Genomic DNA, 20,409 nt, shown 5'->3' with positions numbered 1-20,409 from the left:
GCGGACGGTACGGCGCGGACGGAACGGACGGGGCGGGGTGGACGGGACGGACGGGGCGGGGTGGACGGGACGGACGGGGCGGGGTGGACGGGACGGAAGGCGCGGGACGGAAGGCGCGGGGCGGACGGGACGGAAGGCACGGGGCGGGGCGGAGGCCGCGCCGGGCCGTCCGGGTCACGCCGCGTCACGCCGCGCGGACCTCCCGGTCCGGCGGGGTGTGTGCGCAGGGCCCGGCGGGCCGGGCCCTGCGCCGGAGCACGCGCGGCAGAGGCGGCGCGAGGCGCAGGAAGCCCTCCGCCTGGAGGGCGGCCAGGCCGATGCGGGGCAGGTCGGCGGAGGCGCGGTAGACGAGGAAGCGGGGCTCCCAGCGGGGCCGGAACTTGGCGTTGAACCGGTACAGCGACTCGATCTGGAACCAGCGCGAGAGGTACACCAGCAGTCCGCGCCAGGCGCGCAGCACGGGTCCGGCGCCGAGCCGCTCGCCGCGGGCGAGGGCGGAGCGGAACATCGCGAAGTTCAGCGACACGCGGGCGATGCCGTGCCGGGGCGCGGCCTCGAGGGCGGCGACGATGAGCAGTTCGTTGAGGCCGGGGTCGGCCGCGCGGTCGCGGCGCATCAGGTCCAGGGAGGCGCCGTCGGGGCCCCAGGGCACGAAGTGCAGGACGGCCCTGAGGTCGCCGTAGGGGCCGGGCCGGTCGTCGGCGAGGTGGGCGGTGGCGATCAGGCAGTCGCCGTCGGAGGGGTCGCCGATCCGGCCGAGGGCCATGGAGAAGCCGCGTTCGGTGTCGGTGCCGCGCCATGCGTCGGCGGCGCCGCGGATGCGGCCCAGTTCGCCGTCGCCGAGGTCACGGACCCGTCGTACCCGGGTTTCGTAACCGGCCCGCTCGATGCGCCTGACCATCTGGCGCACGTTGCGCATCGGGCGGCCGGTGAGGGAGAAATCCGCGGTGTCCACCACCGCCTCGTCGCCCAGTTCCAGGGCGTCCAGGCCGGTCTCGCGGGTCCAGACCTGGCCGCCGGTCTCGGAGCAGCCCATCACGGCGGGAGTCCAGGAGTGCGCGCGGGCCTCGTCCATGAAGCGTTCGATGGCGCCGGGCCAGGCCTCGACGTCGCCGATCGGGTCGCCGCTGGCGAGCATGACGCCGGAGACGACGCGGTAGGTGACGGCCGCCTTGCCGCTGGGGGAGAACACGACGGCCTTGTCGCGGCGCAGGGCGAAGTGGCCGAGGGAGTCCCGTCCGCCGTGCCGTTCCAGCAGGCCGCGCAGCCGGGCCTCGTCCTCCGGGGTGAGGCGGGCTCCGGGGCGTTCGGGCCGCAGCGCGAGGTAGAGCGTGGTGACGGCGGTGAGCAGGCCGAGCGCGCCCAGGGAGGAGGCGACCGTCCAGGAGGTGGTGCCGCGGTAGTCGACGGGGCCGTCCAGGCCGAGCAGCCCGTACAGGACGTGGGTCAGCCGGTCGGCGAGGCCGGGGTCACCGACCGTGCCGTCCGGGTGCACGCTGACCACGACCAGGCCCAGGAGGACGGAGAGGGCGCCCAGGAGGACGAAGTTGGTGAGGGCGCGCCACCGGCCGCGCGGGTCGGGCAGGGCGTCGAACTGGTCGCGGTGGCGCAGCAGCAGCCAGAGCAGGGCGAGCGGGATGAGCACGCCCAGCACGGAGCTGCGGTAGGCGAACTGGGAGAACGCGCCGACCGGCAGCAGTGCGACGGTGGCGCGCCAGGCGCGCCGCTTGCCGCGTCTGAGGCCGTGCGCGAGCAGCAGGAGCAGCACGCCCGCGCTGAGCGAGAGCGCTGCCGCGAACGGGCCCAGCGCGCCCGGAAGCACCTCGGCGACGGTGTGGATGCGGCTGTGGCGGAAGCGGGGGAAGACACCGGCCGCGATGTCGAGCAGGCCCACCAGGACGCCGGCCCGCGCGACGAGAGCGGGTACGGACTCGGGGCGGGGACCGCGGAGGGGGCGCCGCCCCGTGCGGCCGGGAGGGGCCGTGGGGTCGACCGGCATGTCCGTCTCTTCCCTGGCAGTCATCGCTTCCCGTGATTCCGCGTGAGGGCTGGGTGCCGGCGCTGATTCGGGCATCCGGCGACATTGCGCCCTCTAGGACGTCGAGTTCGGGTGGGAGGTTCATCGGGGGCGGGGAAGGCGCGGGGAAGGCTGGGGGAAGGTCCGGGTAAGACCGGGGGAAGCCTCGGGGGAGTGCCGGGGCGCGGGGCGTGCCCGGAGGGAGAGGCCGCTGCCGCGGGCGGGCGGGCGCGGGCAGGCGCCGAGGTGGCGCCGAGGTGGTGCAGGAGTGGTGCGGGGGGATCCGTGAGGCGTCTGCGCGGGGTCTGCGCGGCGTGCGGGAGGTGCTGGGCGGCCGGTGCCGGGCAGGTGCGGGGCGGTGCGGGACGGTGCGGTGCGGCCGGGATCCCTCGGGCGGGGCGCGGACGGGCGCGGCCGGGGCGCGGACCAAGTGCGGACCGGGCGTGGCCGGGGAGCGGACCGGGACGGGTCCCCGGGCGTGGGGCGCCCACGCGGAACGGTGGCACGCCCGGCGCGGGTGGGTGCCCCGCGGTGGCCGGGTTTTTGTGACCCAACGCACCACAGAGCGCCTACGCGCGGTAAGTTTCTGGCCATGCCACGTGGACGTCACCGCCATTCCCCGCCTCTGCACAGGCTGCTGCCGCCGTCGGCGATCGCAGGCGTCTCCGTCGTCTGCGCTCTCGGCCCCTGGGTGTTCACGCAAGCGGCACCGCTGCGCGGTCTCGCCGCGGTGGCCGCGCTCACCGCGGTCACCGGTGCGGTCGTCATGCGCCGCTGGGACGCGCAGGCCGGCAAGCGGGTCGCCGACCTCATGCGCGCGCGGGCGAGCGACGCGTGGCAGCACGAGGAACGGGTCGCCGAGCTGGAGTCCGATCTGGACGAGTCGCGCGAACTGCGCGGCAAGCTGGAGCAGCGGCTGCGGGCCAAGCGGGCGGAACTGGCGAAGCTGCGCAACGAACACGCCTCCCTGCTGCGCCGTTATGCCACGGCGGAGACCGAGCGGGCGAGCGCCCTGGAGGGCCGCCGCCTGATGGAGATCGAGACCGTCCCGCCCGCGCGCGCCGCGCTGCCGCCCGTCCCGGAGCAGCGGCAGTCCGGTCCGCGGCAGGACGGGGCCGTGGCGTCCCCGGCCGAGGGCGCGGGGTCGCACGACGAGCCCGCGGACGAGCCGGATGGGGCGGACAAGACGGGCGAGGCGCGGGCCGAGGAGCCCGGGGGCGTGCCCGCGGCTCCCGCGGTGTTCTCCCCGGAGGGCTCCCGGCTGTTCCTGCGCGCGAACGCGGCGCTGAGCCGCTTCGCGGGCGGCGCCGCCGCGCAGGCCGGGGACGGGACCGGTGCCGACGACGACGCGACGGGCGACTCCCGGACCGACCCCGGGACCGACTCCCGGACCGACCCCGGGACCGACTCCCGGACCGACCCCGGGACCGACTCCCGGACCGACCCCGGGACCGACTCCCGGACCGACTCCGGGACCGACTCCCGCGACGGTTCGGGCGACGGCTCCGGCGACGGTGACGGTTCCGGCGACGGTGACGGTTCCGGTGGTCCGGACGGTCCCGGCGGCCCCGGTGGTCCGGACGGTCCCGGCGGCGGCCGGGAGACCGCTCCCGACGAGGCGCCCGCGGGCGGGGTGCGGGGGAGGACCGGCGCGGGCGGGCCCGGGGCGGCCACCGCGGGCTCCGAGACCGTGGCGGCGGACGCCGTGGAGAAGAAGGCCGCTGCCGCGGCGGACGCGCTCGCCGGGTCCGGTGCCCCCGCCGCGCCGGAGGCACTCGTCGCGCCGGAGGCACTCGTCGCGGCCGACGCGCCCGCCGCCCCGGCGGACGGGCCGGAGGCCGCTGAGACCCCCGCCGCGGCGGACATGCCCGCCGGCCGTGACACTCCCGCCGCGACGGAGGCCGGCTCCGCCGCCGCTTCGGCCGAGGCCGTTCCGGAGCCCCGCCCGGCCGGGGCGCTCCCGGTGCGGCGGACGCGCGGGCACTTCACGGTGCCGACCGCGGTGGCGGTCGCGCCGAGCACGCCCGCACGCCGCCCGGCGGTCCAGGGAGGGTTCGACTTCTTCGGCACCCAGAAGCCGGAGTCCGCGGCGCTGGAGGCCGTGCAGAACGAGGACCTCGCCGACGTCGTCGGCCAGGAGGCGCTCGACCTGCACAAGGCCGAGTCCGAGGCACGGTTCCGGTCCGCGGGCGACCGGACGCGAGAGGTCGGCCAGGTGATCGACCTGACGGCGCACGACGAGACCGAGCAGATCGACATCCAGGGACTGCGCAGCGCGGTCTCCTGACGCCCCGTCGCCCCCGAGAGGCCGCCACGCACCCGTGTGGCGGCCTCCGGCCCGTACGTGCCACGTCCCTCCGTGTGCCGCACCGGAGGCCGCGTCCCGTCGCGAGGCCCGGCGCTGCCCCACTGCCCCGAGGCCGCGGACGGGGCCCCGTCCCGGGTGCGTCCCGTCCGTGGGCTTCCGGCGGGCACTCCCGCACCCTCCTGCCGGGCCTCCCGAGGGCGCGCCGGGCCTCCGGCGCACGCGCCGGCAAGCGCCGACGCCGGACCATGCCGGGCGGCCGTCGCGCGCCGCGGCACCGGAAGCCGGCCGGTCCGGGCCGGCCGCCGTGCCGTCCTTCGCGGCGCGCCGGCCGGCTCGCCCGGCCGGGGCCAGCCGTGGACCGGCCCGGCGGCCCCGTCCGGCCGGTCCGGGCCGCCGGGCCGGGCGGCCCCGGCGTCCGTCAGGACGTCATCCAGCGGTCGGGGCGGGCGTCCCGGCGCCCCGTGCGCGACCGTTCCGCCTGGGCGTGCAGCAAATGCTCCGCCTCCGTGGCGGCGCGCAGGCGGGCCGTGACGCTCTTGTCCGCCCCGTTGTCCACCCGCACGTCCGCGAGCCCCCACACGCGCTGCCAGGGCCCCTGGGCGAGCCGTACGCTCTGCACCTTCGCGTGCGGGACGAGGGCCAGGGTGCGGCACAGCAGACCGCGCCGGGCGGCGAACACCGCGTCGGTGATCACCAGCCCGTGTCCGCGCCACCACAGCGGCAGGCAGCGGCCGGCGGTCCGCGGCGGCCGGGACAGCGCGGAGGGCGCCGGGACGGCGACCCCGGGCAGCACGCGCGCGACGAGGGCCTCGGCGACCTCGCGCGGGGCGACCGGGAGCAGCACGGAGTTCGACGACCCGGCCACGTCCAGTTCCACCCGCACCCAGCCGAGCCGCCGCCACAGCAGCGGCTCGACGATCCGCACGGTCTGCACCCGGCCGGGCGGCACCGTCTCGTGGGCGCGGTCCAGCAGCCCGTGGTCGATGCGCAGCCCGTCCGGGGACTCGGCGACCGTCCAGTCGTAGTCGGCGACGAAGCGTCCCACGCTGTTCGCTCCGGCGGCGCCCAGCAGGGGCAGCGCGGCCGCGAGCACCGTCCACAGGTTGTGGGTGCCCAGCCACAGCAGTGGCGGCACGACGAGCGCGGCGCTGAGCACGCCCCAGGTGGAGCCGGTCAGCAGCAGGGAGCGGGCGAGCACTCCCGAGGGTGTGCGCAGCAGTGCCTGCGCCGGTGCCTCGCCGACCTCGTGCGCCGTCTCGGGCGCGAACCCGGCGGCGCGCGCCAGCAGCTCCGCGCGCAGGGCGCGCGCCTCCTGCTCGCCCAGGAACGCCAGTTCGTCCTTGCTGTCGGCCCCCACCACGTCCAGCCGCAGCTTGGCCACGCCCGCGACCCGGGCCAGCAGCGGCCGGGTGACGTCGACGGCCTGGATGCGCTGCAGCCGGATGTGCGCGGTGCGCCGGAACACCAGGCCGGTGCGGATGCGCAGTTCGGTGTCGGTGACCGCGAAGTGGGTGTACCACCAGGTCAGGAAGCCGTACAGGGCGGCCGCCGGAAGGACGACGGCGACGGCGACCAGCAGCGTGGTGGTGGTCAGCCGTTCCAGCTGGCGCTGGGTCTGGCCGGGGTCGTGCACGGCCCATCCGATGAGTACGGCTATCGGCGCCCAGGCGCGCCGCAGCGGTGTCACGGGGTGCAGCCGCCGCTCGGCCGCGGGAGTCCCGGAGCGCGTACCGGGCCCGCCCGTCGGTGCGTCCCCCGCGTCGGACGGCTGCGCCCCGGCCCGCGTCGGCCGTGCGCCGGGTGCCGGTGCCGCAGCCCGTGCCGGGTCCGCTGCCGTGCGCGGGTGGGGTGCCTCGCGGCGGCCGGGTGCCCCGGGGGAGTCGGCCGCCCCCTGGAGGTCCGGTGTCCCCTGGGGGTCCGGTGTCCCGTGGAGGCCGGGTGTCGCGCGGGCGCCGGATGCCTTCCGGACGTCCGCCCGCTCCCGCGCGGGCGGGTGTGCCGCGCCCCGGTGGCCGGCTTCCGGCGCCGGCCGGGCCTCTCCCGCCGCGGCCCCGTCCTCGGGCCCCCGCGCGGCCCCGTTCTCGGAACCTCGCGCGGCCCCGTCCTCGGGCCCCCGCGCGGTCACAGCCCGGCCGATCGGGCCTCGCCCAGCTCGGTGAGCCGGTCACGGAGCCGTTCGGCCTCGGCCGGGTCCAGGCCCGGGATGGTGGCGTCGGTGGCGGCGGCGGCCGTGTGCAGCTGCACGCTGGCCAGTCCGAAGTGCCGTTCGAGCGGCCCGGAGGTCACCTCGACCAGCTGCATCCGGCCGTACGGGACGACCGTGACCGTGTGCCAGAGCACGCCGCGGCTGATCAGGAGGTCGTCGGCGCGCTCGGCGTAGCGCCAGGAGCGCCAGTTGCGGCCCAGCACCACCCAGCCCCAGACCAGCAGCGCCAGCGGCAGCAGGGCGAACGCCGCCCAGCCGGGGCCGGCGAGCAGGGCGGGGGGCAGGGCGGTGGCGAGGGTGACCAGCCCCAGCCACCCCGCCAGCAGGGTTCGCCGCATCCGCAGCAGACCCGGCGGCAGCCCGGTCCACTCGGGTTCGGCCGTCGACGTGTCCGTGAGGTGCCCGCTCCCCGTCTCCATGCCGCCAGCCTACGTAGGAGAGACTGTGTCCATGACTCCCCAGACGGAGACCATGGTCGGAATCGGCGGCGCCGCGGAGAGCACCGACATGGTGCTCAACATCGGCCCCCAGCACCCGTCGACACACGGGGTGCTGCGTCTCAGGCTCGTCCTGGACGGCGAGCGCATCCGGCACGCGGAGCCGGTGATCGGCTATATGCACCGCGGCGCGGAGAAGCTGTTCGAGGCACGCGACTACCGGCAGATCATCATGCTGGCCAACCGCCACGACTGGCTGTCCGCGTTCTCCAACGAACTCGGTGTCGTCCTGGCGGTGGAGCGGATGCTCGGCATGGAGGTGCCCGAGCGCGCGGTGTGGACGCGCACCCTCCTCGCGGAGCTGAACCGGGTGCTCAACCACCTGATGTTCCTCGGCTCGTACCCGCTGGAGCTGGGCGGTATCACGCCGGTCTTCTACGCGTTCCGGGAGCGCGAGGTGCTCCAGAACGTCATGGAGGAGGTCTCCGGCGGGCGGATGCACTACATGTTCAACCGGGTCGGCGGCCTCAAGGAGGACCTGCCGGCGGGCTGGTCCGGCCGCGCGCGGGACGCCGTCGCCGCCGTCCGCTCCCGTATGGACGTCTTCGACGACCTGGTCCTCGGCAACGAGATCTTCCGGGGCCGCACCCGCGGCGTCGGGGTGCTCACCCCCCAGGCCGTGCACGCCTACGGCGTGAGCGGGCCCATCGCGCGCGCCTCCGGCGTCGACCTGGACCTGCGCCGCGACGAGCCCTACCTGGCGTACGGGGAGCTCCGGGACACGCTGAGGGTGGTCACCCGTGAGGAGGGCGACTGCCTGGCCCGGTTCGAGTGCCTGCTGGAGCAGACCCACAACGCCCTCGACCTCGCCGACGCCTGCCTGGACCGGCTCGCCGGCCTGCCGCCCGGCCCGGTCAACCAGCGCCTGCCGAAGGTCCTGAAGGCGCCCGAGGGGCACACGTACGCCTGGACCGAGAACCCGCTCGGCATCAACGGCTACTACCTCGTCAGCAAGGGCGAGAAGACGCCGTACCGGCTGAAGCTGCGCTCGGCGTCCTACAACAACATCCAGGTGCTGACGGAACTGCTCCCGGGCACGCTGGTGGCGGACATGGTCGCGATCCTGGGGTCGATGTTCTTCGTGGTCGGAGACATCGACAAGTAGGCCCGCCCGGGGCCCCGCCGGGTGCCCGGCTCGGCCCCGGCACTCGGGGCGCGGGCGCTCCCGGGGGCGCACCCCGGTCCGGACACCACGCTCGTCCCGGCCCCGGCCGCCCCACGGCCCCGGCCGCCCCACGGCCGGGGCCGCGGCTCGGGCGACGGCCGCGGCTCAGGCGGGCCCGGCGTCCGGGGCGCGAGAGGGCGGTGCGAGGGGGTCCGGGATGCCGGCCGGCTGGATCAGCCAGCCGAAGTCGCCGAGTCCGCCCGCCGCGGTGAGCTCGGCGGCCTCCCCGGCAGCCGCGAGGGCGCGGAGGTACCCCGCAGGGTCGGTGGAGGCGAGCGCGATCGGGGGGCGCGCGCCGCTCACGCCGAGGGAGCGCAGCGCGGCGCGCTGGGTGGTCAGGCGCCCTCCGGGGAGCATGCACGCGTCCAGCGCGACATGGGCGGTGACGTCGCACGACCCGTCCGGCACCGGCGCCGTCCCGCGGCCGTCCCGGAAACCGGCGAGCGAACCGGACGCGGGGCGCGACCCGACGGTGTGCGCGTAGTCGACCGCGACCGCGAGCCCGCGCCGCACCCGGGCGACCGCGGCCGCCCACGCCGTGTCCCGGGGCAGCCCGATCTCGGCCCGCGCCCCGGGCTCACCGGGCGGCAGCGGCCACCACCGCGCCAGCCACCGGGCGTCCGCCCCCGCCACCGGCCCGCCGAGCCGCTCGGTCCCGTCGCGGCGTACGAGGACCAGTCGGGGCACACCCGCGGCGTCCACCTCGGCGACGTCCACGGGCACGTTGTCCAGCCACTCGTTGGCGAACAGCAGCCCCGTGACGTCCTGCGGCGGCTCCGCCCGCCACTCGATCCCGGGGGCCAGGCCGTCCGGACGTCCGGCGATCTCGACGGCGTGCACACGGGTGCGTGCCGCCACACCGGCCGGCAGCGCCGCCGCCAACCCCGCGGCCAGCTCACCGCGGCCCGCGCCCATGTCGACGAAGTCGAGCCGGTCCGGGTGGCCCAGCGCCGCGTCCACCCGGCACAGCAGCCCGGCCACCGCCCGCGCGAACAGCGGGGAGGCGTGCACCGACGTCCGGAAGTGCCCGGCGGGCCCCTCCGGGCGGTGGTAGAAGCCGTGCGGCCCGTACAGGGCGTCCTGGACCGCCACCCGCCACCCGCGCCACTCACCCTCCGCGCCCGGGTCCGCGCCCGGGTCCGCGCCCCGGTCCGCGCCCGGGTCCGCGCCTGAGTCCGCGCCCGGGTCCGCGCCTGAGTCCGCCCCCGGATCCGCCGGATCCGCCGGATCCGCCGGATCCCCCGGATCCCCCGGATCCCCCGGATCCCCCGGATCCCCCGGATCCCCCGGATCCCCCGGATCCCCCGGATCCCCCGGATCCCCCGGATCCCCCGGATCCCCCGGATCCCCCGGATCCCCCGGATCCCCCAGATCCCCCAGATCCCCCAGATCCTCCGGATCCACCGGGTTCCGCGCGGTCTCCGGGTCCGGTGCGGTCTCCGGGGCCTGCGCGGTCCCCGGACCGTCCGGGTCCTCGGTCCGTCCGCCCCGGGCCCCGCCCGCCGCCTGTTCCGTCACGTCGTCAGGCTACGGGCAGCCCCTGGCGCCGCGGCGGGCGCCGTCCGACCCGCCCCGCCGAGGCGCCCGGCGCGCTCCCCGCCGACCCGGGTGCGGCGGGCGCGGCCCCGGGGCGGACCCCGCCGTCCCGCCCCCGGACCCGGGTGCGCCCCGTCCGAGGCCCGGCCGGCACCGCCGGGCCCGCGGTTCGGACCTCCGGCCGCCCGAACGCGCGCCGGAGGCCGCGCCCCGCCGAGGGGGCGTCGCCCACCGCCCGGCCGGTCCGGCCGCGGTGCGGCGCGGAGGCACCCGGCCTCGCCCGGGCGCGGAGGCACCCGGCCTCGCCCCGGCGCACAGGAGAACGGGGCCTCCACCTTGCGGAGTACGCACGAGGGGTCCGGATCGGCCCTCCGGTTGACCCCGGCACACATCCCGCTTCCCTACTCTGGGTTACGTGCAGCGCCTCTACGACTTCCTCCGCAGACACCCGACCGGGGTCGACACCTTCTGGGCCGTCGTCCTGTTCGGGCTCTCCGTCGCGGGCGGATCGGTCGACCGGGAGGCCGCCGGGACGGACCGGCCGTGGCTCGCCGTGTCGGTGATGCTCGTGCTGAGCGTCGTCGTCGCGCTGCGCCGCCGTATGCCGGAGAAGATGCTGCTGCTGGCCGCCGCCACCGGTGTGGCACAGCTGGCCCTGGACGTGTCGGTCACACTGGCGAACTTCGCCATGCTGGTGATCGTCTACACCGTGGCCGCCACCGGCGCGAGCTGGGCCCGCCGCTTCGGCCTGGCCGGCGGCCTGCTCGCCGCGCCGCTGGCGCAGATGCGCTGGCACGATCCCGGCACGGGCGCGCTGGGCAACGTCGCGATCGTCGTGTTCCAGACGGTGCCGTTCGCGCTCGCCTGGGTCCTCGGCGACTCGCTGCGCACCCGCCGCGCCTACTTCGCACAGTTGGAGGAGCGCGCGGCCCGCCTGGAGAAGGAGCGCGAGGCGCAGTCCAAGGTCGCGGTCGCCGCCGAACGCGCCCGCATCGCCCGCGAACTGCACGACGTCGTCGCGCACAACGTCTCCGTGATGGTCGTCCAGGCCGACGGCGCCGCCTACGTCATCGACGCCGCGCCCGACCAGGCGAAGAAGGCCCTGGAGACCATCTCCTCCACCGGCCGCCAGGCCCTCGCCGAGATGCGCCGCCTGCTGGGCGTGCTGCGCACCGGCGAGCACATGGAGGCCGGCGAGTACGTGCCCCAGCCGGACGTCGAGCAGATCGAGGACCTCGTGGAGCAGTGCCGCGGCTCCGGGCTGCCCGTCGACTTCAAGGTCGAGGGCACCCCGCGCCCGCTGCCCAGCGGCGTCGAACTGACCGCGTACCGCATCGTGCAGGAGGCGCTCACCAACACCCGCAAGCACGGCGGCCCCAACACCGGGGCGAGCGTGCGCCTGGTGTACTTCGACGACGGCCTCGGCCTGCTCGTCGAGGACGACGGCAAGGGTGCTCCGCACGAGCTGTACGAGGAGGGCGGCGCCGACGGACAGGGCCACGGCCTGATCGGCATGCGCGAACGCGTCGGCATGGTCGGCGGCACCCTGGACGCCGGACCGCGGCCGGGCGGAGGGTTCCGCATCAGCGTCCTGCTGCCGCTCAAACCGGCACACTGAAGCCGTCCCGCGCCCCCGTCGCCCCCGGGGCGAACCCGCCACGCCACGCCCGGCGGCCTCCCCGGCCACCCCGGACCGCACCATCACCCACCCAACGACCTCAGGACGGAAGAGGACCCGATGACGATTCGCGTGATGCTCGTCGACGACCAGGTGCTGCTGCGCACCGGATTCCGGATGGTGCTCGCCGCGCAGCCGGACATGGAGGTCGTCGCCGAGGCGGGCGACGGCGTCGAGGCGCTGGCGGTGCTGCGCTCGACGGCCGTCGACGTCGTGCTGATGGACGTGCGGATGCCGAAGCTGGACGGGGTGGAGACCACCCGCCGGATCTGCGCCGAGCCCGATGCGCCCAAGGTGCTCATCCTGACCACGTTCGACCTCGACGAGTACGCCTTCTCCGGCCTCAAGGCGGGCGCGTCCGGATTCATGCTCAAGGACGTACCGCCCGGGGAACTCCTCGCCGCCATCCGTTCCGTGCACAGCGGAGACGCGGTCGTCGCCCCCTCCACCACCCGCCGGCTGCTCGACCGCTTCGCCCCGATGCTGCCCACCGGGGGACCGGAACTCCAGCACAAGGAACTCGAGCGGCTCACCGACCGCGAGCGCGAGGTGATGGTCCTCGTCGCGCAGGGCCTGTCCAACGGTGAGATCGCCGGCCGCCTCGTCCTGTCCGAGGCGACCGTGAAGACCCATGTCGGCCGCATCCTGACCAAACTCGGCCTGCGCGACCGCGTCCAGGTGGTGGTCCTGGCCTACGAGACCGGCCTGGTGCGCGCAGGCGGCGGCCACGGCTGACCCGGGCCGCACGCGCCCGGAGGGCAGCCGGGCGGGAGAACCCCGGCCGGGGGAGCCCCGCGCCCCCGTCCGCGGCCTCTCGTCCGCGGCCTCTCGTCCGCCTCTCCCGTCCGCCTCTCCCGTCCGCGGCCTCCCGTCCGCCTCTCCCGTCCGCCCCTCTCGTCCGCCCCTCTCGTCCGCGGCCTCCCGTCCGCCGCCTCTCCCGTCCGCGGCCCCTGCGTCCGTGGCCCTCCCGTCCGGCGCCCTTGCGCCGGTGGCCCTTGCGCCGGTGGCCCTTGCCGTCCGACGCCCCTGACGCCTGTCTCGCCTGTCGTCCGTGGCCGCCCCGTGGCCGCCCAGGGCAGTCCCGCGCTTGGAGCCGTCGTCCTCCCGGCCGCCCGTCCCGTACGGAGCCGTACGGGACGGGGGTGGCGCCGCCTCGACGCTCCTCCCGGTCGCTCGGTCCACAGGCTGTGGACGAGGTGCTCACCCCTGCGGCTGTGGACGAGCGGAGACCTCGGGAACCGATCGCGTTAACATGACGAGAAATCGTCCGGTACCCAGAGCGGACTGGAACGGGAAGGCCGCCATCGCGTGAGTACAGTCCAGCAACCCGACCCCAAGGACCGCCCCGCGCGGCTCACCGTGGGCGTCGTCGGCGCCGGCCGGGTGGGCCCCGCGCTCGCGGCGTCCCTCCAGCTCGCCGGGCACCGCCCGGTCGCCGTCTCCGCCGTCTCCGACGCCTCCCGGCGCCGCGCCGCCGAACTCCTGCCCGGCGTGCCCGTCGTGCCTCCCGCCGACGTCCTCGCCCGCGCCGACCTGGTGCTGCTCACCGTCCCCGACGACACCCTGCCCGGCCTGGTGAGCGGCCTCGCCGACACCTCCGCGGTCCGCCCCGGGCAGCTCATCATGCACACCTCCGGCCGCTACGGCGCCCGGGTGCTCGATCCCGCCACCCGCGCGGGCGCCCTCCCGCTCGCCCTGCACCCCGCCATGACCTTCACCGGCACCTCCGTCGACGTGCAGCGCCTCGCCGGCTGCTCCTTCGGCGTGACCGCGCCGGCCGAACTGCGGCTGGCCGCCGAGGCCCTCGTCATCGAGATGGGCGGCGAACCGGAGTGGATCGCCGAGGAGAACCGCCCCCTCTACCACGCGGCCCTCGCCCTCGGCGCCAACCACCTCGTCACCCTCGTCGCCCAGGCCATGGAACTGCTGCGCACCGCAGGCGTCGAAGCCCCCGACCGGATGCTCGGCCCGCTCCTCGGCGCCGCCCTCGACAACGCCCTGCGCTCCGGTGACGCCGCCCTCACCGGGCCCGTCGCCCGCGGGGACGCCGGCACCGTCGCCGCCCATGTGACCGAGCTGCGCCGGCACGCCCCGCACACCGTCGCCGGCTACCTCGCCATGGCCCGCGCCACCGCGGACCGGGCCCTCGCCTCCGGCCTGCTCGGGCCCGGACCCGCCGAGGACCTGCTGGACGTCCTCGCGAACGAGGCCAGGAGCCACGGCGGGGAAGGAGACGCCCGATGACCCTCACCGCGCTGCGCACCACCGCCGAGCTGGCCGCCCGCGCGCGCCGCGGCCGCCGCGCCGTCGTGATGACCATGGGCGCCCTGCACGAGGGCCACGCCGCCCTCGTCCGCACCGCCCGCGCGGCGGTCGGACCCGACGGCGAGGTCGTCGTCACCGTCTTCGTCAACCCGCTGCAGTTCGGCGCGGGCGAGGACCTCGACCGCTACCCGCGCACCCTCGACGCCGACCTGAAGGTGTCCCGGGAGGCCGGCGCCGACGTCGTCTTCGCGCCCTTCGCCGACGAGGTCTACCCCGGCGGTGAGCCCCAGGTGCGGATCAGCGCCGGCCCCATGGGCGAACGCCTCGAAGGCGCCAGCCGCCCCGGCCACTTCGACGGCATGCTCACCGTCGTCGCCAAACTCCTCCACCTCACCCGGCCCGATCTCGCCCTGTTCGGGCAGAAGGACGCGCAGCAGCTCGCCCTGATCCGCCGCATGGTCCGCGACCTGGACTTCGGCACCGAGATCATCGGCGTGCCCACCGTGCGCGAGGCGGACGGCCTCGCCCTGTCCAGCCGCAACCGCTACCTGTCCGCCGCCGAGCGCCGTACCGCGCTCGCCCTGTCCCAGGCCCTGTTCGCGGGACGCGACCGGCACGCCGCACAGGAGGCGCTGCGCGCCCGCGCGCTCCAGGTGCCCGCCTCGCAGGCCCGCGCCGAGGCGCTCAGCGCCCTCGGCGAGTCCCGCGCCGCCGCCGACGCGCACGCCGTCGCCCAGGCCGTACCCGGCGCGGCCGCCGCGGTCCGCCAGGCCGCCCGGCTCGTCCTCGACGACGCCGCCCGCCTGACCCCGCCCCTGGCCGTCGACTACCTCGCCCTCGTCGACCCGGCCGACTTCACCGAGATCGACGACGACTTCACCGGCGAGGCGGTCCTCGCCGTCGCCGCCCGGGTCGGCACCACCCGCCTGATCGACAACCTCCCCCTCGTCTTCGGACCCACCCTCGGACCCACTCCCGGAGCCGCCTCGTGACCAGCACAGGCATACGACTGCACGCTCCCGCGCCGGGCTGGTCGATCGACGCGGACGTCGTCGTCGTGGGCTCCGGCGTGGCCGGCCTCACCACCGCCCTGCGCTGCCACGCCGCCGGTCTCACCACCGTCGTCGTCACCAAGGCCCGCCTCGACGACGGCTCCACCCGCTGGGCCCAGGGCGGTATCGCCGCCGCCCTCGGCGACGGCGACACCCCCGGGCAGCACCTCGACGACACCCTCGTGGCCGGCGCCGGCCTCTGCGACGAGGACGCCGTACGGCTCCTGGTCACCGAAGGCCCCGACGCCGTGCGGCGGCTCATCGCCACCGGCGCCGAGTTCGACACCGACGCCGACGGCGGCATCGAACTCACCCGCGAGGGCGGCCACCACCGGCGCCGCATCGCCCACGCCGGCGGCGACGCCACCGGCGCGGAGATCTCCCGAGCCCTGGTCGCCGCCGTCCGCGCCGCCCGCCGCCCGGAGCGCGACACCCCCGGCGCCCCCACCGGCCGGCAGCACGGCCTGCGCACCGTCGAGAACGCCCTCGTCCTCGACCTCCTCACCGACGCCGACGGCCGCACGGCCGGCGTCACCCTGCACGTCATGGGCGAAGGCCAGCACGACGGCGTCGGCGCCGTCCACGCCCCCGCCGTCGTCCTCGCCACCGGCGGCATGGGCCAGGTCTTCTCCGCCACCACCAACCCCGCCGTCTCCACCGGCGACGGGGTCGCCCTCGCCCTGCGGGCCGGCGCCGAGGTCAGCGACCTGGAGTTCGTGCAGTTCCACCCCACCGTGCTGTTCCTCGGCCCGGACGCCGAAGGCCAGCAGCCCCTCGTCTCCGAAGCCGTCCGCGGCGAAGGCGCCCACCTGGTCGACGCCGACGGCGTCCGCTTCATGCTCGGGCAGCACGAACTCGCCGAACTCGCCCCCCGCGACATCGTCGCCAAGGGCATCATGCGCCGCATGCAGGAACAGGACGCCGAGCACATGTACCTCGACGCCCGCCACTTCGGCGCCGACATGTGGCGGCACCGCTTCCCCACCATCCTGGCCGCCTGCCGTGCCCACGGCATCGACCCGGTCACCGAACCCGTCCCCGTCGCCCCGGCCGCCCACTACGCCTCCGGCGGCGTCCGCACCGACTCCCACGGCCGCACCACCGTGCCCGGCCTCTACGCCTGCGGCGAGGTCGCCTGCACCGGTGTCCACGGCGCCAACCGGCTCGCCTCCAACTCCCTCCTCGAAGGCCTCGTCTACGCCGAGCGCATCGCCGCCGACATCGCCGCCGAGCACACCCGCGGAGGCCTGCCCGCGCGGGTGCCCGCGTCCGCGGCGCAGGAGGGCGGCTCCGGTGCCCCCGGCACCGCGCACGGTCCGGGCGCCCCCGGCGCCCCGGCTCACCCCCTCCAGCCCGCCGAGGCCCGGTTCGCCATCCAGCGGACCATGACCTCCGGTGCCGGGGTGCTGCGCTCCGCCGACTCCCTCCGGCACGCCGCCGAGCAGCTCCAGCGGCTGCACACCGACGCCCGCGACGCCCTCCACGACCACGGCAAGACCGCCGAGCCCGGCGTCGACACCTGGGAGGCCACCAACCTCCTGTGCGTGGCCCGCGTCCTCGTCGCCGCCGCCCGGCTGCGCGAGGAGACCCGCGGCTGCCACTGGCGCGAGGACCACGCCGACCGCGACGACACGGCCTGGCGCCGCCATATCGTCGTACGGCTGAATCCGGACCGCACGCTCGCCGTGCACACCACCGGCACCGCAGACTTTCCCCCTACCCGGCAGCCCCAGCCCTCCCAGGAGCAGTGACAGAAGTGAGCGACACCGACCTCCCCCTCGCCCCCGCAGGCGGCTGCGGCGACGGCTGCGCCTGCGGCACCGACGCGGAGTACCCGGCCGGCGGGCTCGACCCCGCCCTCGCCCAGCTCCTCGCCGACGCCGGGCTCGACCCCCTCGAAGTCGAGGACATCGCCAACGTCGCCGTCCAGGAGGACCTCGCCGGCGGCGTCGACGTCACCACCGTCGCCACCATCCCCGAGGACGCCGTGGCCACCGCCGACTTCGTCGCCCGCGAGGCCGGCGTCGTGGCCGGGCTGCGGATCGCCGAGGCCGTCCTCTCCGTCGTCGCCACCGACGAGTTCGAGGTCGAGCGGCACGTCGAGGACGGCGACCGGGTCGCCGCCGGACAGCGGCTCCTCTCCGTCACCACCCGCACCCGGGACCTGCTCACCGCCGAGCGCAGCGCCCTCAACCTGCTGTGCCGGCTGTCCGGCATCGCCACCGCCACCCGCGCCTGGGCGGACGCCCTGGAGGGCACCACCGCGCGCGTCCGCGACACCCGCAAGACCACGCCCGGCCTGCGCTCCCTGGAGAAGTTCGCGGTCCGCTGCGGCAGCGGCGTCAACCACCGCATGTCCCTGTCGGACGCCGCGCTCGTCAAGGACAACCACGTCGTCGCCGCCGGCGGGGTCGCCCAGGCCTTCCAGGCCGTGCGCGACACCTTCCCCGACGTGCCCATCGAGGTCGAGGTCGACACCCTGCACCAGCTGCGCGAGGTCCTCGACGCGGGCGCCGACCTCATCCTGCTGGACAACTTCACGCCCGGCGAGTGCGAGGAGGCCGTCGCCCTCGTCGCCGGCCGTGCCGCGCTGGAGGCCTCCGGCCGGCTCACCCTCGACAACGCCAGGTCCTACGCCCGGACCGGCGTCGACTACCTCGCCGTCGGCGCCCTCACCCACTCCTCGCCGATCCTCGACATCGGCCTGGACCTGCGCACGGCGGAGTAGGGAGCGCGAACCGGCCATGCTGCTGACCATCGACGTGGGCAACACCCACACCGTGCTCGGCCTCTTCGACGGAGAGGACATCGTCGAGCACTGGAGGATCTCCACCGACGCCCGGCGCACCGCCGACGAGCTCGCCGTGCTCCTCCAAGGACTCATGGGCATGCACCCCCTGCTCGGCGACGAGCTCGGCGACGGCATCGACGGCATCGCCATCTGCGCCACCGTGCCGTCGGTGCTCCACGAACTCCGCGAGGTCACCCGGCGCTACTACGGCGACGTTCCCGCCGTGCTCGTCGAACCCGGCGTCAAGACCGGCGTGCCGATCCTCACCGACAACCCCAAGGAGGTCGGCGCGGACCGCATCATCAACGCCGTCGCCGCCGTCGAGCTGTACGGCGGGCCCGCGGTCGTCGTCGACTTCGGCACCGCGACGACGTTCGACGCGGTGAGCGCGCGCGGCGAGTACGTCGGCGGGGTCATCGCGCCCGGGATCGAGATCTCCGTCGACGCGCTGGGGGTGAAGGGCGCGCAGCTGCGGAAGATCGAGGTGGTGCGGCCGCGGAGCGTGATCGGCAAGAACACGGTGGAGGCCATGCAGGCCGGCATCGTGTACGGGTTCGCCGGACAGGTCGACGGGGTGGTGAGCCGGATGGCCCGGGAGCTGGCCGATGATCCCGACGACGTGACCGTCATCGCCACGGGGGGGCTCGCGCCCATGGTGCTGGGGGAGTCGCACGTCATCGACGAGCATGAGCCGTGGCTGACGCTGATCGGGCTGCGGATGGTGTACGAGCGGAACGTGTCGCGTATGTGAGGGGGCCTGCGCGGCCTGCGGAGGCGGGGTGAGGGGGCCTGGGCGGGCGGCCGGGCTGGGGTGAGGGGGCCTGGGCGGCCGGCTGCGTGGGTTTGTGCGGGTGGGCTGGGGTTTTGCGCAGTTCCCCGCGCCCCTTGTCGGGGGTGTTGTGCGTGGGTTTGTGCGGGTGGGGCGGGGGTGCGTGGTTCTCCGGTTGCTGTGCGTGGGTTTGTGCGGGTGGGGTGCGCGGTTGCCGGGCGCCGTCCGGGGTCGGGGGCGCGCCGGGGGGTGTCCGTCCTCGGGCCGGCGCCCGGGTGGGTCGGGTGGTGTCGGGGGGTCTGTGCCGGCCGCTGCGGGCGGGCACCCCCCGGCACGCCCCCTCGCCGCCGTGGGCGGGCGCGCCGCGGTGCGTCCCTCGCCGTCGTGGGCGGGCGCGCCGTGGTGCGTTCCTCGCCGTCGTGGGTGGGTGCCGTGGTGCGTTCCTCGCCGTTGTGGGTGGGTGTGCCGTGGTGTGTTCCTCGCCGTCGTGGGTGGGTGGGTGCGCTGCAGTGCGTCCCTCGCCGTCGTGGGTGGGTGCCGTGGTGTGTTCCTGGCCGTTGTGGGTGGGTGCGCTGTGGTGCGCTCTCGTCGGCGTGGGCGGGGTCCGGGGTCCGCTTGTCGTCCGTGGGCGTCCGTTTGGGGGTGCGGTGGAGGTGTGGTGTGCCCTGTTTGTCTGATTAGCGCGTATTGTCGGTGCATGCCCACGCCATTCGGATCCCGCGGCGGTATGGCGTTCGGTGCGGAGGAGCTGCGTGTGCTCCGTCGCGCTCTCGCCCTCGCCCTTCAGCCAGGTCCCACCCCGGCCCAGGATGTCCAGGAGTGCCATCGACTTGCCGCGTCGCTCGACGAGGTCATGCGGGAGGGTGCCCGGCTGCGGGCGTTCCTGGTGGCCGACCTCGCGCGCTACCGGGCCGCGCTGCCCGGCACCGCGGCCGGCTATCTCGCACTGCTGGAGGAGGTGCTCGCCGCCGGGCACCGGCCCGAGCCGGACGATCTCGCCGCACTGCGCGCACTGCGCGGCAGTCCCGTCGCCGCGGCCCTGCTGGAGCGGTGCCGGAGCATCGCCGAGCGGGACGTCCGGGAGCGGCTCGGGGCGGGAGCGGTGCCGGCGAGCCGTACCCGGCTGCTCGCGCTGCCCGGCGGGCGGGCCGGCGAGGAGCCCGGGAAGAAGCCCGGGAAGAAGCCCGAGCCCGAGAAGCCGGCGCCGCAGCCGGGGCCGGTGGCGCCCGACCCGTCGCGGCGGCCCGTCCCCACGCCCGGGGAGGTCTTCCCCCGGCGCAAGCCCGCCCGGCCGCCCGCCAACCCGCCGCAGCAGCTCGCCGCGGGCTGACGGCCCCGGGCCACGCGCGCGACCCTGCCGGGGGCGGCACCGCGCGCGTGGCTACTCTGGGGGGTATGGACTACCTCTCCGCGCTGCTGCCCCCGGCCGTCATGGCCGTGTTCTTCTTCGGCGTGATCCGGGTGATCGTCAAGACCCAGGGCGGTTCCCAGAAGGCCAAGGAGGACGCCGCCGTCGACGCCGCGCTGAAGCGGGCGGAGGCCGCGCAGCCCTCCGCCGAGGTCTGAGCCGCACGTCGGCCCTGCGCCGGCCGTACGTCCATTTCGTCTTGGTTCTGCGGTCTCGCGCACGTCCGTCACGTCTTCGGCCTGATCTCCCACTATGGTGCTGAGTTGTGCCTCGCCCCTTGGGAGAACTCGAAGACGCGGTCATGACGCGGGTGTGGAAGTGGAACCGCCCGGTGACCGTTCGAGAAGTCCTGGAAGATCTTCAGCGGGAACGGTCGATCGCCTACACCACGGTCATGACCGTACTGGACAATCTCCATCAGAAGGGCTGGGTGCGCCGCGAGGCGGAAGGCCGGGCCTATCGATATGAGGCGGTCTCCACCCGCGCGGCCTACGCCGCCGCCCTCATGAACGACGCCTGGTCCCAGAGCGACAACCCCGCGGCCGCTCTCGTCGCCTTCTTCGGGATGATGAGCGACGAACAGCGGCAGGCGCTCGCCGACGCCGTACGCATCGTCCAGGGACCGGAATCGACCGAGCCCGCCCGGTCCGCCGCACCTTCCGAAGCGGGCGGCCGGGACGGCCCCGGCTCGGCACCGGGAGGCACCGGGCGATAGCG

Annotated in this window: 16 protein-coding genes; 12 read left to right on the top strand and 4 right to left on the bottom strand. The window is 76.1% G+C overall.

Annotation, left to right across the window (positions count from 1 at the left end; translation table 11 throughout):
• Positions 1 to 184 precede the first annotated feature (184 nt).
• Entirely contained in the window at positions 185 to 1,999 is a 1,815-nt protein-coding gene (locus AC5K6T_RS20140; protein ID WP_493210974.1) for a phosphatidylglycerol lysyltransferase domain-containing protein, read from the bottom strand.
• 610 nt (positions 2,000 to 2,609) lie between these two features.
• On the opposite strand from AC5K6T_RS20140, the gene AC5K6T_RS20135 reads away from it, so the two are divergent.
• Positions 2,610 to 4,304, top strand: coding sequence for a hypothetical protein (locus tag AC5K6T_RS20135; protein WP_493210973.1), 1,695 nt, complete (start codon positions 2,610 to 2,612; stop codon positions 4,302 to 4,304).
• Between the two features lie 439 nt (positions 4,305 to 4,743).
• On the opposite strand, the gene AC5K6T_RS20130 is transcribed toward AC5K6T_RS20135, so the two are convergent.
• Both AC5K6T_RS20130 and AC5K6T_RS20125 read right to left on the bottom strand, forming a co-directional pair.
• Complete coding sequence (locus AC5K6T_RS20130) at positions 4,744 to 6,021, bottom strand: PH domain-containing protein (RefSeq protein WP_493212139.1); 1,278 nt, start codon at positions 6,019 to 6,021, stop codon at positions 4,744 to 4,746.
• Positions 6,022 to 6,446: 425 nt separating this feature from the next.
• Positions 6,447 to 6,950, bottom strand: a complete 504-nt coding sequence (locus AC5K6T_RS20125; protein ID WP_493210971.1) for a PH domain-containing protein — start codon at positions 6,948 to 6,950, stop codon at positions 6,447 to 6,449.
• A 31-nt stretch (positions 6,951 to 6,981) separates the two neighbouring features.
• Between AC5K6T_RS20125 and AC5K6T_RS20120 the strand changes: the two genes are divergently transcribed.
• Positions 6,982 to 8,133, top strand: a complete 1,152-nt coding sequence (locus AC5K6T_RS20120; protein ID WP_493210970.1) for an NADH-quinone oxidoreductase subunit D — start codon at positions 6,982 to 6,984, stop codon at positions 8,131 to 8,133.
• Between the two features lie 165 nt (positions 8,134 to 8,298).
• Here the strand turns inward: AC5K6T_RS20120 and AC5K6T_RS20115 are convergent, their stop codons facing one another.
• On the bottom strand, positions 8,299 to 9,285 hold the full coding sequence (locus AC5K6T_RS20115; RefSeq protein WP_493210969.1) for an SAM-dependent methyltransferase: 987 nt from the start codon (positions 9,283 to 9,285) through the stop codon (positions 8,299 to 8,301).
• Positions 9,286 to 10,144: 859 nt separating this feature from the next.
• On the opposite strand from AC5K6T_RS20115, the gene AC5K6T_RS20110 reads away from it, so the two are divergent.
• The 10 genes from AC5K6T_RS20110 to AC5K6T_RS20065 all read left to right on the top strand — a co-directional run bounded on the left by AC5K6T_RS20110 (position 10,145) and on the right by AC5K6T_RS20065 (position 20,407).
• Positions 10,145 to 11,347, top strand: coding sequence for a sensor histidine kinase (locus tag AC5K6T_RS20110; protein WP_493210968.1), 1,203 nt, complete (start codon positions 10,145 to 10,147; stop codon positions 11,345 to 11,347).
• A 120-nt stretch (positions 11,348 to 11,467) separates the two neighbouring features.
• Complete coding sequence (locus tag AC5K6T_RS20105) at positions 11,468 to 12,142, top strand: response regulator transcription factor (protein WP_493210967.1); 675 nt, start codon at positions 11,468 to 11,470, stop codon at positions 12,140 to 12,142.
• A gap of 573 nt (positions 12,143 to 12,715) precedes the next feature.
• Entirely contained in the window at positions 12,716 to 13,651 is a 936-nt protein-coding gene (locus tag AC5K6T_RS20100; RefSeq protein WP_493210966.1) for a Rossmann-like and DUF2520 domain-containing protein, read from the top strand.
• The gene (gene panC, locus AC5K6T_RS20095; RefSeq protein ID WP_493210965.1) at positions 13,648 to 14,664 is read left to right on the top strand and encodes a pantoate--beta-alanine ligase; all 1,017 of its coding nucleotides are present in this window, start codon (positions 13,648 to 13,650) and stop codon (positions 14,662 to 14,664) included. Before AC5K6T_RS20100 ends, panC begins: the two co-directional genes overlap by 4 nt.
• The gene (locus AC5K6T_RS20090) at positions 14,661 to 16,475 is read left to right on the top strand and encodes an L-aspartate oxidase (RefSeq protein WP_493210964.1); all 1,815 of its coding nucleotides are present in this window, start codon (positions 14,661 to 14,663) and stop codon (positions 16,473 to 16,475) included. Before panC ends, AC5K6T_RS20090 begins: the two co-directional genes overlap by 4 nt.
• 5 nt (positions 16,476 to 16,480) lie before the next feature.
• Positions 16,481 to 17,452: a carboxylating nicotinate-nucleotide diphosphorylase gene (nadC, locus tag AC5K6T_RS20085; RefSeq protein WP_493210962.1), complete on the top strand. Its 972-nt coding sequence runs from the start codon at positions 16,481 to 16,483 to the stop codon at positions 17,450 to 17,452.
• A 16-nt stretch (positions 17,453 to 17,468) separates the two neighbouring features.
• On the top strand, positions 17,469 to 18,266 hold the full coding sequence (locus AC5K6T_RS20080; RefSeq protein ID WP_493210961.1) for a type III pantothenate kinase: 798 nt from the start codon (positions 17,469 to 17,471) through the stop codon (positions 18,264 to 18,266).
• 745 nt (positions 18,267 to 19,011) lie between these two features.
• Entirely contained in the window at positions 19,012 to 19,614 is a 603-nt protein-coding gene (locus AC5K6T_RS20075; RefSeq protein ID WP_493212137.1) for a hypothetical protein, read from the top strand.
• A 65-nt stretch (positions 19,615 to 19,679) separates the two neighbouring features.
• Positions 19,680 to 19,850, top strand: coding sequence for a hypothetical protein (locus tag AC5K6T_RS20070; protein WP_493210960.1), 171 nt, complete (start codon positions 19,680 to 19,682; stop codon positions 19,848 to 19,850).
• 107 nt (positions 19,851 to 19,957) lie between these two features.
• Positions 19,958 to 20,407 (top strand): BlaI/MecI/CopY family transcriptional regulator, encoded by a 450-nt coding sequence (locus AC5K6T_RS20065; RefSeq protein ID WP_493210958.1) that lies wholly within the window; start codon positions 19,958 to 19,960, stop codon positions 20,405 to 20,407.
• The last annotated feature ends 2 nt before the right edge of the window (positions 20,408 to 20,409 follow it).

Source organism: Streptomyces sp. B8-7 (assembly GCF_058833805.1).
Note: the sequence above shows the minus strand (reverse complement) of the source record. Positions and strands in the feature narration are given on the sequence as shown.